Raw genomic sequence first — 15,462 nt, forward strand, 5'->3', positions numbered from 1 at the left:
CGAAGAGGGCGTACTATGCACTTGGTTGTACGGCATGCGGCAGCCACAGTACAATGGTCCGCGGCATTTCCCGCCCTCTGCGAGGGCGAGCCAGTCCTCGCATCCAACTCAGGCAATCGCGCATTACTATGAGCATTCGCTGTCGTAGCCCGTTCCGGTAGCCACTCCCGCGTTCCACTCGCCCCTGCGTGTCTTGCCCGGCCAATTTGCCCGGGCGGCATGGCCGCAGCGTTTCTCGGATTTCCCCTGGCGCAATACCGTGTATTCCAAAACGCAAATCGATCCGGTGGTCAGTTTCCGCAACTCGCAGGGTGAGCAGGTGCGGGGCACGATCATCAATCTCCAGAGAAAGTCTCTGGTGATGGAAATCTACAATCCATATTCGATCGTGCAGGTCAGCGAGGTGCTGAGCGAGCTCAGTGTCCGGATGGGGGCAAAGAACGCCTACCTTGGCAAGGCCGTGGTCATGAGCCTGGTGAATACCGGCCTGACCGCGGTGGTGTCGCTGACGCTGATCGACGAATGGCGCGAACTGACCGACCTGAACAACGAGCCCAAGTCGGTGGCCCGCGAGGCCGAGCTGTTCGTGCAGGACTGGGATGCCCGCTTCAATATCCGGCGCGACTACCAGATCGTGGTCAACGAGATGCGCGCGTTCCTGTCCGAGGTGTCGCGCTGGGTGGAGCAGGTCGACCTGACCGAGACGCTGCCCAAGGTGGAAGGCCGCCTGCGCGAGGACGTGTTCTACGAACTCGCCACGCCGATCATGGGCCGCACCAAGCGCTACCTCGACTGGCTCGAGGGCGAGGCCCAGAGCGTCGACCCGGAAATCGCCCCGGTGCACCGCACCTATGCCCAGGCGGCCCTGCATCCGCTGCTGCTGCGCGCGCCGTTCGTCTACCGGACCTTCACCAAGCCGCTTGGCTACGCCGGCGACTACGAGATGGTGAACCAGATCCTGAGCGATCCGCAGCAGGGGCCGACCACCTACTTCCAGATCGTCAATACCGCCTTCCTCAAGGCGGCGGTGGCGACGGCGCACCGCAACCGCATCGACCTGCTGATCGAGTTCCTGACGCGGCAGGCCGAGCGCGCGCGCCAGGCCGGGCGCCCGTTCCGCGTGCTCAATGTGGGCTGCGGCCCGGCTTTCGAGATCCAGCGTTTTGTCCACGAGTACCAGCATCCGGAAATGCTGTCGTTCCAGCTCGTCGACTTCAGCGAAGAGACGCTCGATTACACGAAGGGATCCATCGAACGCGCCGCCGCGCAGGCTGGACACAAGGTCTCGGTGGAGATGGTTCACCAGTCTGTGCACGAACTGCTCAAGCGCCGCATCTCCCCGGACGATATCGAAGCCAGGGAGTTCGATGCCGTCTACTGCGCGGGTCTCTTCGACTACCTGTCGGACAAAGTGTGCTCGCGCCTGCTTTCGTACTTCGCGTCGCGCACCCGGCCCGGCGGGCAGATCCTCGTGACCAACGTGCATGCGGACAACCCGGAGAAATTCGGCATGGAGCACTTGCTCGAGTGGTACCTGATCTATCGGGACGACGCGGGCATGGAGGCACTGTTGCCCGAGAATTCGCATGGCCATCGGATTTATGTCGATGCCACCGGCGTCAACGTATTCGCCGAAGCGACCATTCAATGAGGCACTGACCGTGCATGTTCCGCGCCAGCGGGCTGGCGCGGTGGGGCACCAACGGACCAGGTCATGAGTACGAACCAACTATATGCAGGCTACCAGTCCGAACTCGCGGATTTCCGGCTGGCGTTCAGCCGCGGGGGGGCTTACACCGCCATCGCGCTCGTCCTGCTCGGCGTAGGGCTGGACTACGGACAATATCCGCAGCAGCAGCTCGCCTTTGGCCTGGCCCGCGTGGTGGTGTCGCTGCTGATTGCCGGCGTGGTGGTCATGCTCTACAGCGCCGCGGGCCGGCGTTTCGCGCCGTGGCTCACGTTGACCTGGCTGCTGCTGCCGCAGATCATGATCGCGTGGATGATCTCGCAGACCGAGGGCGTGGAATCGCCTTACTACGTGGGCCTCAACCTCGCGATCTTCGCCTCGGGCATCGCGCTGCCGTTCGGGCTATGGCAAAACCTGGTGTTCGGCCTGCTTTCGTACCTGCTGTACGCGGCGGCCTGCCTGCTGCACCACGGTGGCATCGAACCGGTCGGTACCTTCATCGTCAATTCGCTGTTCCTGCTGTTTGCGGCGGCGGCCAGCGGGGTCTATACCTTTTTCAACGAGCGCGCGCGTTTCATGCTGTTCCGGCTCAAGGCCGAGGTGGCAGAGAAGAACGCGGAGCTCGAAGTCATCAACCGCAAGCTCGTCGACATCAAGGGCCAGATGCTGCAGCAGGAGAAAATGGCTGCCATCGGTACGCTCGCGGCCGGCCTGCTGCACGAGGTCAACAACCCGGTCAACTTCTGCCTGATGGCGATCGAGGTGGCCATGGAAGAGCCGCAAGCCAAGGAAAATCCCTCGCTCGAGGAGTGCCTGGTCGATGCCAAGCAGGGCATGCAGCGCATCCAGCATATCGTGTCCGACCTGAAGACTTTTGCGTACCGCAAGCCTGGTGCCGAGGTCGAAGGTACGCCGTTCCTGTTCGAGAAGGCGCTGGATTCGTCGATCCGCCTCACGGCCCACGAACTGCGCGGCGTAAAGGTGACGCGCGAACTGCCGGACGACACCCTCGTGCTCGGCGACGAAGCCGCAGTCATCGGCGTGCTGATCAACCTGTTCTCCAACGCCGCGCTGGCGATGCGCAAGGCAGGCACGGTGGCGCCAGCGATCCATACCACGGTCAAGTGGATGGAGAACCGGCTGCATGTGCGCGTGCAGGACAACGGCCCGGGCATCGCGGCAGAGAATATCGCACGGGTGTTCGAGCCGTTCTTTACGACACGCGACGTGGGGCAGGGACTGGGCCTCGGCCTGTCGATCAGCTACGCGGTGATCGAACGGCATGGCGGCCAACTCATTGCCGAAAGCGATTTCGGCCACTGGGCCGCCTTCCGCTTCGACCTGCCGCGCGCGGAGTGACACGGCCATGACAGAAGCCCAGCAGGCACGGCCCACCGTGCTCTACGTCGACGATGAAGACATGGCGCGCAAGTACTTTGCGCGCGCCGTCGGCAACGAGTACGAAGTGCTGACCGCCGCCGGCGCCGATGAAGCAGTCGGCATGCTGCGTGCCGCCGGCACGCGCACGGTCATCCTGGTGACCGACTTCCGCATGCCCGGGCGCGACGGCGGTGACCTGCTGCGCCAGGTGGCGGAGGAATTCCCGCAGATCGTGCGCATCCTCGTCACGGCTTATGCCGACAAGGACGTGCTGCTGCAGACTGTCAATTCCGGCGAGGTGTTCCGCATCCTGGAGAAGCCGCTCAGCGTCGGCGATGTGCGCAACGTGCTGCGTCTGGCCGTGGAGCGCTCGCGCGAGCGGGCCCTGCGGCAGCAGCGCCTGATGGCCATCGACGAGACGCTGGCATTCCTGGCCCACGAACTGAACACGCCGCTGGCGGCCATCGCCAATTTCGCGCGCGGTATCGAAGGCCGCGTGGCCGGCGAATACAGTGCCCAGCGCCAGGGCGAGATCGGACAGGCTGCCAGCGCGATGCACGACAACGCGCAGTATTGCCTCGCGGTGTTGTCGTCGTTCCTGCAATCCGTGCGCAGCAGCGCGGGCAGCGCGCCGACGCGCCAGGAGTCCGGCGCCGAGGTGAGCGCGGGCGCGCTGGTCGCATCGCTGATCGATACTTACCCGTTCACCGGCGAGCAGCGCAACTGGGTCCAGGTCGAGATGCACGGCGATTTTCCCGTACAGACCTTGCCCAACTGCGTCGCGCTGGTGCTGTCGTCGGTGATGAGCAATGCGCTGCGCGCACTTGGCGACACCGCTGTGCCAAACCTGCGCTTTGTCGTGGTCGCACAGCCGCGGCAGGAGATCCGCATCTGCGACAACGGCCCCGGGATTCCGCCCGAAGTCATGGACCGCCTGCTTGTGGATCCTGTCACCACTCACGCCGGGGCCGGCGGCAGCGGCCTCGGCATGATTTTCTGCAACCGCGTCATGCAGTCGTTTGGCGGCGGCATCCGGATCGCCTCAGCGTCCGGAGCCGGCACGACGGTGACGCTGGACTTCCCAAATTTCAAGAATCGAATGCACAGGAGTGACCGATGAGCGAACCGAATGCCACCCAGGCACCACCCCCGGCGATTCTGTTCGTCGACGACGAAGCGACAGCCGTCAAATACTTCCAGCGCGCGATCGGTGCACTGGCTCCGGTGGTGACCGCCGGCTCCGTGGAGGAGGGCAAGACGCTGCTGGAAGCGCACGCCGACAGTCTCGCGGTGCTGGTGTCGGACCAGCGCATGCCCGGCGAGTACGGCAATGAGCTGCTGCGCCATGCGCGCGAGCGCTATCCGCATATCGTGCGGATCCTGACCACGGCGTACTCCGAACTTGACCAGACTGTCGAAGCGGTGAACCAGGGCCAGATCCACCGCTACATCAAGAAGCCGTGGGACATCACCGCGCTGCGCATGGAGCTGAAGCAGGCGCTGGAGATGGCCGGCCTGCGCAAGGAGCGCGACCAGCTGGTCCGCGAGAAGTTGAGCGTGCTGCAGACACAGACCGTGGCCACGCGGATCGGCATGGTCCATGCGCTTTGCGCAAGCCTGATCGGCCCCGGCCGCTTCCAGCCCGTGGAAACTTACCTGGCAGCCACCGAATTGGCTGGCGCGCGTAACGCCGAGCCTGACTGGCAACGTATGGACTACGCCGACCTGGTGCGCGCCGAGAGCGAGCGCAGCGGCAGCTTCGGCCATGCGGTAGGGACGCAGCTTGCGGGCTTGCGCGCAAGCTATGCGGGGCGCGGCGCCGCGGATGCGGTACAGGTCATTGCCGAGTCGCTCGGCGACGGCACCGTGCGCCGCGACGGCGAAGCGGTGGTGTGGACCTCGCCGTCTGCGCTCAGCGAGTTCGTGGCGAAGCCTGTCGGCGAAGCCGTGTCGGCGCAGCATGCAACATGGCTGGCATGCCTGCTGTGGCTCGAAGAAGCCGGCGGGGCGCTGCGCTTCGCGCGCGAGGGCGATGCCATTGCGTGCCGTGTCGGCGAACGTGCGGCCAGCTTTTCGACGGACCGATTGGCGATCTGGATCGAGCGGTTTTTTGAACTGGCTTGAGTGGCGGCTTTCTGCCCGCCGACAACATGCGGCGGATGAAGTCGCTGCCAAAACGAGATGCGATGAAATTGCGGGATCAGCCGGTGGCTGGTCCCGTTTTCTTTGGTACGCCTCAGTCCATGTTCCGCGGCCGCGGAATCAGTCGGCGTCTCCCAGGATCCCTTCATAGTCCTGGCCACCGTAGAAAAGCCCGGTAATGAGTACGCGGCCTTCCTCCACGACGAATGCAATCATGGCGCGACCCTTGTAGTGGGTGATGCGCAAGCCTGGCTGCAAGTCATTGCGCATTGTCCCTCGATACGGAAACGCGCCAAGGCTCTCGCAGTAGCTGACGATCGCATCGGTGTACCGCGCCGCGACCACTGGCGAGCCGGCTTCTTCGGCAATGTAGTGGAACAGCTCTGCCAGCTGCTCCTCGAACTCAGGGGTAAAGACGACCTGGCAGGCGCTCATCCAGTGTGAGTCTTCCTGGCAAGTTCTTCTGCCAGGCGGGCGCGGAGGTCCTCGGCAGTCCGGCCTCGGGAGGGATCGGCCTTGATGGCCTGATAGGCCGGCACAACCTCTTCGCGCAGCCAGTTCTCGACGGCTCGATCGCGTGCGAAGAGCGTGCGAAGGCCATCGCGAATCACCTCGCTTTCACTGGCGTACTCGCCGCTACGCACCTTTTCCTTCACGGCGTTTGCCATTTCATTGGGTAGTGTGACGCTTAGTTGCTGGGTGGTTCGCATGGTGGCCTCCGTGCGCGGGTAGGATTTAATCCTACTCCCTGACTCCCCAGGGCGTCCAGTCAGCGACAGGACGTGACTGCCGTTGGTGATGTGGACTGCTCGCGGGCAAAAAAAACGGGGGCATATTTGCCCCCGTCGATTGAGTGTGGTGCTATCTGGCTGTCTAGGCCTGCGCCCCAAAGTTCGGATCATCGCGATCCGTACCACCCGCCTTCTTGTCACCCTTGACCAGGTCCTCGCGCTTGACGCCGAACCACATGGCCAGCGCCGCGGCGACGAACACCGACGAGTAGATACCGAACAGGATACCGACCGTCAGTGCCAGGGCGAAGTAGTGCAGGGTGGGGCCGCCGAAGAAGAACATCGACAGCACCATCATTTCGGTCGAGCCGTGGGTGATGATGGTCCGCGACATCGTGCTCGTGATCGCGTGGTCGATGACTTCATGCGTGGTCATCTTGCGGTACTTGCGGAAGGCCTCGCGGATCCGGTCGAAGATCACGACCGACTCGTTCACCGAGTAGCCGAGCACCGCCAGGATGGCCGCCAGCACCGACAGCGAGAATTCCCACTGGAAGAACGCGAAGAAGCCCAGGATGATCACCACGTCGTGCAGGTTGGCGATGATGCCCGCCACCGCGAACTTCCACTCGAAGCGGAACGACAGGTAGATCACGATGCCGATGACCACGCACAGCAGCGCCAGCAGGCCATCGGTCGCCAGTTCCTTGCCGACCTGCGGGCCGACGAACTCGACGCGTTGCAGCTTCACGTCAGGCGTGGCGGCCTGCAGCGCGCCCATGACCTGCTCGCTCTGCTGGGCCGAAGTCACCTGCTTGCCGTCCGGGCCCTTCTGCAGCGGCAGGCGGATCATGACGTCGCGCGAGGTGCCGAAGTTCTGCACCTGCACATCGGTATAGCCGAGCTTGCCCACCTGGCCGCGGATCTTTTCGAGATCGGCGGCCTGCTGGTAGTTGACCTCCATCACCGTGCCGCCGGTGAACTCGATCGACAGGTGCAGGCCCTTGTGCCACAGGAAGAATACGGCGGCGGCAAACGTCAGGAAGGAGACCACGTTGAAGATCAACGCGTGCTTCATGAACGGAATGTCGCGCCGGATGCGGAAGAATTCCATGATGTTGTCCTGATGAATCCGTGCTTACTTGGCGACCGGGGTGTCCGCACCCGGTTTCCAGATCTGGCCAATGGCCACGCTCTGCAGCTTCTTCTTGCGGCCGTACCAGAGGTTGACCAGGCCGCGGTTGAAGAACACCGCCGAGAACATCGAGGTCAGGATGCCCAGGCAGTGCACCACGGCAAAGCCGCGCACCGGGCCCGAGCCGAAGGCCAGCAGCGCCAGGCCCGCGATCAGCGTGGTGACGTTGGAGTCAAGGATGGTGGCCCAGGCGCGTTCGAAGCCGACGGCGATAGCCATCTGCGGCGAAGCACCGGCGCGCAGTTCCTCGCGGATACGCTCGTTGATCAGCACGTTCGCGTCGATGGCCATACCAAGCACCAGTGCGATAGCGGCAATGCCCGGCAGCGTCAGCGTGGCCTGCAGCATCGACAGCACCGCGATCAGCAGCAGCAGGTTGATACCCAGCGCCGCCACCGAGAACACGCCGAACAGCATGTAGTACAGCACCATGAACACGGCGATGGCACCGAAGCCATAGGCTACCGAGTCAAAGCCCTTCTGGATGTTGTCCGCGCCGAGCGACGGGCCGATCGTGCGCTCCTCGATGATCTCCATCGGCGCGGCCAGCGAGCCGGCGCGCAGCAGCAGCGCGAGGTCGTTGGCGGCTTCGGTCGAGTAGGAGCCGGTGATCTGGAAGCTCGAACCGAGTTCGGACTGGATCGTCGCGACCGTCAGCACTTCGCCCTTGCCCTTTTCGAACAGCACGATGCCCATCGGCTTGCCGATGTTCTCGCGCGAGACGTCGCGCAGCACGCGGCCGCCCTGGGCGTCGAGCTTGATGTTGACCGACGGGCGCTGGTTCTGGTCGAAGCCGGCCGATGCGCTTTCGATGCGATCGCCGGTGAAGATGACCTGCTTCTTCAGCACGACCGGGGCGCCGTTGCCTTGCGTGAACAGCTCGCTGCCGAACGGAACCGGGTCGCCGGCGCGCGGGTTGCGCGGTGCGTCCGGATCGGCCAGGCGGGCTTCCAGCGTGGCGGTGCGGCCGATGATGTCCTTGGCCTTGGCGGTGTCTTGCACGCCGGGCAACTGGACCACGATGCGGTCCGCGCCTTGCTGCTGGATCACAGGCTCGGCCACGCCGAGCTCGTTCACGCGGTTGTGCAGCGTGGTGATGTTCTGCTTGACCGCGGCATCCTGCACGGCCTTGCGGGCGGCTTCGGTGAAGGTGCCGACCACGTTGTTGCCGTCCATGGCAAAGGACAGTTCGCGCAGATTCTCGGTCAGGATGCCGCGCGCGCGGTTGGCGTCGTCGGCATTGTTGAAGCGCACGGTCAGCTTGTCGCCGTCGCGGTCGATGCCGCCGTGGCGAACGTTCTTGTCGCGCAGCAGGGTGCGGGCATCGCCCGACAGGCTGTCCAGCTTCTTGTCGACGGCGCCCTTCATGTCCACCTGCAGCAGGAAGTGCACGCCGCCGCGCAGGTCCAGGCCGAGGTACATCGGCAGCGCGTGCATCGCGGTCAGCCAGCGCGGCGAGCCCGAGAGCAGGTTCAGCGCGACCACGTAGGTCGGGTCGGCTGCGTCCGGGTTGAGCGCGCGCGACAGCACGTCCTTGGCCTTGAGCTGGTCGTCGGTGGTGCGGAAGCGCGCCTTGACGGAGCCGGACTGGCCGGAAACATCGAAGAACACGCCGTCAGGCTGAAGCTGGTTCTGGGCCAGGATCTCTTCCACATGCTTCTGCATGGAGAGGTCCACCTTGACCGTGGCCTTGCCCGAGGAGACCTGTACGGCAGGCGCCTCGCCGAAGAAGTTCGGCAGGGTATAGATGATGCCGATGGCCAGGGCCACCAGGATCACGAGATATTTCCAAAGCGGATAACGATTCATCTCTGGCCAGTCATTCTGCGGTTAGCGGATCCGTCGGGAGCCCGGGAAGGGCGCCGTCAGGGCCGGACCGGTTGGCAAACAGCCGCCTGGCCGCCGCGAAGGTCCTTTACAGGCCATCGGGCTGATCAGGCGGCTGCCAGGGCATGCGCAAGTCGGCACGCCGGAACAAGACAAAGGGCAGTGTCGCGAACGAGAATCAGAGCGACTTCAGCGAGCCCTTCGGCAGCACCGTGGTCACGGCGTTCTTCTGCACGGTGATTTCGGTGCCTGCGGCGATTTCCAGGCTGACGTACTGGTCGGTCACCTTGGTGACCCGGCCCAGAATGCCACCGGCCGTGACGACTTCGTCGTTCTTGGCCAGTGCTTCCATCATCGCCTTGGCTTCCTTCTGGCGCTTCATCTGCGGGCGGATCATGATGAACCACAGCACCGCGAACATGAGGATGATGGGCAGGAAGCTCATCAGGCCACCCGCTGCGCCGCCAACACCGGCGGTCTGGGCGAATGCGTTAGAAATCAGCACGTTGATTCTCCGTCACAAAAGTCATTCAAGTAATCGACCATTCTATCACCCGTGCAAGGCCCGCCCTGGCATTCTAGGGCGGGAATCCGGGTTTGTTCGGGGTGCGTTGCGCGCGACTTGGCGCAGATGCCTACCAGACCGGCGACGCCCCGGTATTCGACCGCGCCACGCCGGAAAGTTCGCGGCTCAGCGCGTGCCGCGTGCGCGGTCGCTGGCGAACTGGCGCCGGAAGTCGCTGAAGCGGTGCTTTTCGATGGACTCGCGCATCTCGCGCATGAGCTGCAGGTAGTAGTGCAGGTTGTGGATCGTGTTCAGGCGCGCGCCCAGGATCTCGCCGACACGGTGCAGGTGATGCAGGTACGCGCGCGAGAAATTGCGGCAGGTGTAGCACGCGCAGCTTTCGTCGAGCGGGCGCGGGTCATTGCGGTGCGCGGCGTTCCGGATCTTGACGTCGCCATAGCGCGTAAAGAGCCAGCCGTTGCGCGCGTTGCGGGTCGGCATCACGCAGTCGAACATGTCGACGCCCGCGGCCACGCCGGCCACGAGGTCTTCGGGGGTGCCGACGCCCATCAGGTAATGCGGCTTGTCGGCCGGCAGGCGCGGCGCCACGTGCTCGAGCACGCGCATCATGTCTTCCTTGGGTTCGCCCACCGACAGGCCGCCGATCGCGAAGCCGTGGAAATCCAGCTCGGACAGGCCCGCCAGCGATTCATCGCGCAGGTCCTCGAACATGCCGCCCTGGACGATGCCGAACAGCGCGTTCGGGTTGGCCAGCCGCTCGAACTCGTCGCGCGAGCGCTTGGCCCAGCGCAGGCTCATGCGCATCGACTTGGCTGCCTCTTCGTGCGTGGCGGGACGGCCTTCGATCTCGTACGGGGTGCATTCGTCGAACTGCATGACGATGTCGGAGTTCAGCGTGCGCTGGATCTGCATCGAGATCTCGGGCGACAGAAACAGCTTGTCGCCATTCACAGGTGACGCGAACGTGACGCCATCTTCGGTGATCTTGCGCAGATCGCCTAGCGAAAACACCTGGAACCCGCCGGAATCGGTCAGAATCGGCTTGTCCCAGCCGATGAAGCGGTGCAGCCCCTCGTGCGTATTCACGACATCGAGCCCCGGGCGCAGCCACAGGTGAAAGGTGTTGCCGAGGATGATCTCCGCGCCGATCTCGTTGAGTTCCAGCGGCGACATGGCCTTGACCGAGCCATAGGTGCCGACCGGCATGAAGATGGGCGTTTCGACCACGCCGTGGTTCAGCGTGACCCGGCCGCGTCGTGCGTTGCCGTCAGTGGTGATGAGTTCGAAATTGAGCATGGCGGAATTCGGTGCGGGCTTCAGGCGTTACTGGCGGGTCAGGAACATCGCGTCGCCATAGCTGAAGAAACGATAGCGCGCCTCGACTGCATGGCGGTAGGCGGCGCGGATGGCTTCCACGCCGGCCAGCGCCGATACCAGCATCAGCAGCGTCGACTTGGGCAGGTGGAAGTTGGTGATCAGGGCATCAACGAGGCGGAACTGGTAGCCGGGCGTGATGAAGATGTCGGTGTCGCCATTGCCGGCCTCGAGCGTGCCGTCGGGCTTTGCGGCGGATTCCAGCGCTCGCAGCGAGGTCGTGCCTACGGCAATGACGCGGCCGCCGCGCTTGCGCGTTTCGCGCACGGCATTGGCCAGCTCCGGCGAGATCGCGTACCACTCGGAGTGCATCTTGTGTTCGGCGATGTTCTCGGTGCGTACCGGCTGGAAGGTGCCCGCGCCGACATGCAGCGTCAGGAACGCGCGGCGCACGCCGGCGGCGTCGAGCCGGGCAAACAGTGCATCGTCGAAATGCAGGCCCGCGGTCGGCGCGGCCACGGCGCCGGGATTGCGCGCGTAGACGGTCTGGTAGCGGGTTTCGTCGTAGGCGTCGGGATCGTGCGTGATGTACGGCGGCAGCGGCAGGCGGCCGTACTGCTCGATCAGGTCCAGCGCGGGCTCCGGGAAGCGCAGCGTGAAGAACTGGTCGACGCGCGGGCCGACGGTAACGGCAAAGGCGTCCTCGGCGAGGTGCAGCAGGCTGCCCTCGGCAGGCGTTTTCGAGGCGCGTACCTGGGCCAGCACGGTGTGCGTGTCGAGCACGCGCTCGACCAGCACCTCGACCTTGCCGCCGCTCGGCTTCTGGCCGAAGAAGCGCGCCTTGATCACGCGGGTGTCGTTGAAGACCAGCAGGTCTTCGGGCTTCAGGTAATCGAGGATGTCGCTGAACGCGCGGTCGACGAGCTGGATGGCGTCAGGCTGCTCCCCGGGCGCCAGGCGCTCGACCACGAGCAGGCGGCTCGCGCTGCGGTCGGGCAGCGCGCTCTGCGCAATCAGTTCGGGTGGCAGCGGGAAGTCGAAATCGGACAGCGTCAACATGGGGAAACGGCAATGCCCCGGCAAGGCGCCACGCGGGGCGGCAACCGGGATAGGTACAATCGGCGAATCCGATATTGTAAGGCTTGGGCGCCAGGCGCCGCCCGGCCCGGTGTGATACCCCTTATTTTCTCCGCCTGCCGATTGCCGATGCCCGGAACCGTTACCGAACCGACCCAGGACAAAGCCGAAGCCTCCGACGCAGCGCCGTCCGCAAAGGGCAAGGCGGCAGGCAAGGCATCGGGCAAGGACGCCAAACCGTCCTCCGCCGTTGCGCGGCTCGCCAAGATGGGCCTGCGGCGCAGCGTCGACCTCGTCCTGCACCTGCCGATGCGCTACGAGGACGAAACCACGTTGATGCCGATCGCCGAAGCCATCCGCCGCTCGGGGCTCGGCCAGCCGGCACAGGTCGAGGGGGAGGTGATCTCGAACGAAGTCACGTTCCGCCCGCGCCGCCAGCTCGTCGTGAAGATTGCCGACGACAGCGGCGAACTCACGCTGCGCTTCCTGAACTTCTACGGCAGCCAGACCAAGCAGATGGAAGAGGGCGTGCGCCTGCGCGTGCGCGGCGAAGTCCGCGGTGGTTTCTTCGGGGCCGAGATGGTGCACCCGACGGTACGGCCCGTGGTGCCCGACGAACCCTTGCCGGACCGGCTCACGCCGGTGTATCCGGCCACGGCGGGCATCTCGCAGGCCTATCTGCGCAAGGCCATCTCCGGCGCGCTCGCACGAACGCCTTTGCCCGAGACGCTGCCCGCCGCCGTGCTGCAAGGCCCGCTCGCGAAGCTGAAGCTGCGCCCGCTCGCCGAATGCCTGCGGCTGCTGCATACGCCGCCGCCGCAGGAAAGCGAGGCGGCTCTAGCCGACCGGTCGCATCCGGCCTGGCAGCGCATCAAGTTCGACGAACTGCTGGCCCAGCAGATCTCGCTGCGGCGTGCGCACGAGGCGCGGCGCGAGAAGAATGCGCCGTCCATGCCCCGGCGCGAGGACGGCCTGCTCACACGCTTCCTGCAGGCACTCCCGTTTCGCCTGACCGGCGCACAGCAGCGCGTGGTCGAGGAAATCGCGGCCGACATGACCGCGCAGCATCCGATGCACCGTTTGCTGCAGGGCGACGTGGGGAGCGGCAAGACCATCGTCGCGGCGCTGGCCGCGTGCCAGGCCATCGACGCCGGTTATCAGGCCGCGATCATGGCGCCGACCGAAATCCTGGCCGAGCAGCACTACCGCAAGCTGTCGGCGTGGCTGGAGCCGCTGGGCGTGCCGGTGGTATGGCTCGCCGGCAGCCTCAAGGCGCGCGAGAAGCGCGAGGCGGTAGCGCGTGTGGAGTCGGGGGAAGCGCGGCTGGCCATCGGCACGCATGCGCTGATCCAGGACACAGTGCGCTTCGCCAGGCTGGGCTTGTCGGTGGTGGACGAGCAGCACCGGTTCGGCGTCGCGCAACGACTGGCGTTGCGCGGCAAGGCCGGAAGCGCGGAGCCCGCCCAGCCGGTCCAGCCCGGTCCGGACACCGTCCCGCACCAGCTGATGATGTCCGCCACGCCGATTCCACGCACGCTCGCCATGACGTATTACGCGGATCTCGACGTGTCGGTGATCGACGAGCTGCCGCCGGGCCGCACGCCGATCGTCACGCGCCTGGTCAATGACGAGCGGCGCGACGAGGTCATCGACCGTATCCACCATGCGGCCGCCGAAGGTCGCCAGGTCTACTGGGTTTGCCCGCTGATCGAGGAAAGCGAGGCGCTGCAGCTCCAGACCGCCGTGGAAACCTATGAAACGCTGGTCGCCGCGCTGCCGGACCTGCGCGTCGGCCTGGTCCACGGCCGCCTGCCGCCGGCCGAGAAGGCGTCCGTGATGGACGATTTCAGCGCCAACCGACTGCAGGTACTGGTCGCGACCACAGTGATCGAAGTTGGCGTGGACGTACCCAATGCCTCGCTGATGGTGATCGAGCATGCCGAGCGCTTCGGCCTCGCGCAGCTCCACCAGCTGCGCGGCCGCGTAGGGCGGGGCACTGCGGAGTCGGTCTGCCTGCTGATGTACCAGGCACCGCTGTCGCCCACGGCGCGCGAGCGCCTGGCAACCATGCGCGAGACGACCGATGGTTTCGAGATCGCGCGCCGCGACCTCGATATCCGCGGTCCCGGCGAATTTCTCGGTGCGCGCCAGTCTGGCGAAGCGATGCTGCGCTTTGCCGACCTGAACACCGATGCCTGGCTGGTCGAATATGCACAGGAAGCCGCACAGATGATGCTGACGCGCTTTCCAGAGGCGGTCGAGACGCATTTATCGCGCTGGCTCGGCGGGCGCGAGCACTACCTGAAGGCCTGAGCGCCGGCCTTGTCCTCGCGGCGCGGTGGCCTGTCGGCCGCATTCACGCAGCGTTCTGACAGATTCGGGAATCGAAGGTAAAATCTATCGCCTACCGCACATTGATAAGTCATGACGCTCACCGAACTCAAGTACATCGTCGCCGTGGCGCGAGAGCGCCATTTCGGCCGTGCTGCCGAAGCGTGTTTCGTATCGCAGCCGACCCTGTCGGTGGCGATCAAGAAGCTGGAAGACGAACTCAACGTGCAGATCTTCGAGCGCGGCACATCGGAGGTCTCTGTGACCTCCGTTGGCGAGCAGATCGTGGCCCAGGCCCAGCGCGTGCTCGAACAGACCATGGCCATCCGCGAGATCGCCAAACAGGGCAAGGACCCGCTGGCCGGCCCGCTGCGTGTGGGCGTGATCTACACGATCGGGCCCTACCTGCTGCCGGCGCTGGTCAAGCAGATGATCGAGACCGTGCCGCAGATGCCGCTGATGCTGCAGGAGAACTACACGGTCAAGCTCATCGAACTGCTCAAGCAGGGCGAGATTGATTGCGCGATCATGGCTGAGCCGTTTGCCGACTCCGGACTCACGGTGCGGCCGCTGTATGACGAGCCTTTCGTCGTTGCCGTGCCGCGTGGGCACCAGCTTGCGCAGGTTAGCCATGTTGATCCGGATGAGCTGAAGCAGCAGACCATGCTGCTGCTTGGTAGCGGGCATTGCTTCCGCGATCATGTGTTGGGCGTTTGCCCTGAGCTGTCGCGCTTCTCACAGGCTTCGGACGGGATTCAGAAGACGTTTGAAGGCTCATCGCTTGAAACCATCCGCCATATGGTTGCCAGCGGCGTGGGGATTACCGTGCTGCCGCGTACGTCGGTGCCGGATATGAAGGCCAAGGGCGATATGCTGGCCTACGTGCCGTTTGCCGAGCCGGTGCCTGACCGGCGCGTTGTACTGGCCTGGCGGAAGAGCTTTACGCGGCTGCCGGCTATGGAGTCGTTGGCGAATGCGGTGGCGGCGTGTGAGTTGCCGGGGGTTAGGAAGTTGAATGCCAAGGAATTGGCGGAGGCGGCTTGAGGGTTTGGGGGTTGTGCTTGGTGGGCGCTGCTGTTTCGCCGGCGTAGCCGGCGAGTCACTTTTGTCCGAGCGACAAAAGTAACCAAAAACGCGTTTTGGGTACGGTTCACCCACATAGGTAACAGAACAGTTCAAGCACATAGGTAACAGTTTTCTACCCTGCATGGGCGACTGCCACCGGGAGACGCCCATGCCCTGGAGTGAGCTC

13 protein-coding genes are annotated in these 15,462 nt (G+C 64.8%); 6 read left to right on the plus strand and 7 right to left on the minus strand.

The features are described from left to right. Positions 1-259: 259 nt before the first annotated feature. From KHO41_RS32420 to KHO41_RS32435, 4 genes are all read left to right on the plus strand, one after another. The gene (locus KHO41_RS32420; protein WP_211957331.1) at positions 260-1,651 is read left to right on the plus strand and encodes a class I SAM-dependent methyltransferase; all 1,392 of its coding nucleotides are present in this window, start codon (positions 260-262) and stop codon (positions 1,649-1,651) included. Positions 1,652-1,714: 63 nt separating this feature from the next. After that, complete coding sequence (locus tag KHO41_RS32425; protein ID WP_211957332.1) at positions 1,715-3,046, plus strand: sensor histidine kinase; 1,332 nt, start codon at positions 1,715-1,717, stop codon at positions 3,044-3,046. Positions 3,047-3,053: 7 nt separating this feature from the next. Continuing rightward, positions 3,054-4,187 carry a hybrid sensor histidine kinase/response regulator gene (locus KHO41_RS32430; protein WP_211957333.1) on the plus strand — a complete coding sequence of 378 codons (1,134 nt, stop codon included), beginning with the start codon at positions 3,054-3,056 and terminating at the stop codon, positions 4,185-4,187. Then, on the plus strand, positions 4,184-5,191 hold the full coding sequence (locus KHO41_RS32435; protein WP_211957334.1) for a response regulator: 1,008 nt from the start codon (positions 4,184-4,186) through the stop codon (positions 5,189-5,191). The genes KHO41_RS32430 and KHO41_RS32435 overlap by 4 nt, the downstream gene beginning before the upstream one ends. Positions 5,192-5,329: 138 nt before the next feature. On the opposite strand, the gene KHO41_RS32440 is transcribed toward KHO41_RS32435, so the two are convergent. From KHO41_RS32440 to queA, 7 genes are all read right to left on the minus strand, one after another. Next, positions 5,330-5,644 carry a type II toxin-antitoxin system RelE/ParE family toxin gene (locus tag KHO41_RS32440; protein ID WP_211957335.1) on the minus strand — a complete coding sequence of 105 codons (315 nt, stop codon included), beginning with the start codon at positions 5,642-5,644 and terminating at the stop codon, positions 5,330-5,332. After that, positions 5,641-5,919, minus strand: coding sequence for a ribbon-helix-helix domain-containing protein (locus KHO41_RS32445; protein ID WP_211957336.1), 279 nt, complete (start codon positions 5,917-5,919; stop codon positions 5,641-5,643). The genes KHO41_RS32440 and KHO41_RS32445 overlap by 4 nt, the downstream gene beginning before the upstream one ends. 163 nt (positions 5,920-6,082) lie before the next feature. Next, positions 6,083-7,054 carry a protein translocase subunit SecF gene (secF, locus tag KHO41_RS32450; RefSeq protein ID WP_211957337.1) on the minus strand — a complete coding sequence of 324 codons (972 nt, stop codon included), beginning with the start codon at positions 7,052-7,054 and terminating at the stop codon, positions 6,083-6,085. Positions 7,055-7,078: 24 nt separating this feature from the next. Continuing rightward, the gene (gene secD, locus KHO41_RS32455; RefSeq protein WP_211957338.1) at positions 7,079-8,944 is read right to left on the minus strand and encodes a protein translocase subunit SecD; all 1,866 of its coding nucleotides are present in this window, start codon (positions 8,942-8,944) and stop codon (positions 7,079-7,081) included. Positions 8,945-9,140: 196 nt separating this feature from the next. Continuing rightward, the gene (gene yajC, locus KHO41_RS32460) at positions 9,141-9,467 is read right to left on the minus strand and encodes a preprotein translocase subunit YajC (protein WP_211957339.1); all 327 of its coding nucleotides are present in this window, start codon (positions 9,465-9,467) and stop codon (positions 9,141-9,143) included. 186 nt (positions 9,468-9,653) lie between these two features. Further along, a complete protein-coding gene (tgt, locus tag KHO41_RS32465; RefSeq protein ID WP_211957340.1) occupies positions 9,654-10,784 on the minus strand; it encodes a tRNA guanosine(34) transglycosylase Tgt in 1,131 nt (376 codons plus the stop codon). A gap of 27 nt (positions 10,785-10,811) precedes the next feature. Continuing rightward, positions 10,812-11,861 carry a tRNA preQ1(34) S-adenosylmethionine ribosyltransferase-isomerase QueA gene (gene queA / locus KHO41_RS32470; RefSeq protein ID WP_211957341.1) on the minus strand — a complete coding sequence of 350 codons (1,050 nt, stop codon included), beginning with the start codon at positions 11,859-11,861 and terminating at the stop codon, positions 10,812-10,814. Positions 11,862-12,008: 147 nt separating this feature from the next. Between queA and recG the strand changes: the two genes are divergently transcribed. Further along, positions 12,009-14,192: an ATP-dependent DNA helicase RecG gene (gene recG, locus KHO41_RS32475; protein ID WP_211957342.1), complete on the plus strand. Its 2,184-nt coding sequence runs from the start codon at positions 12,009-12,011 to the stop codon at positions 14,190-14,192. A 111-nt stretch (positions 14,193-14,303) separates the two neighbouring features. Then, the gene (locus KHO41_RS32480; protein WP_211957343.1) at positions 14,304-15,254 is read left to right on the plus strand and encodes a LysR substrate-binding domain-containing protein; all 951 of its coding nucleotides are present in this window, start codon (positions 14,304-14,306) and stop codon (positions 15,252-15,254) included. Positions 15,255-15,462: the final 208 nt, after the last annotated feature.

The organism is Cupriavidus numazuensis, from assembly GCF_905397435.1.
Lineage (GTDB): Bacteria > Pseudomonadota > Gammaproteobacteria > Burkholderiales > Burkholderiaceae > Cupriavidus > Cupriavidus numazuensis.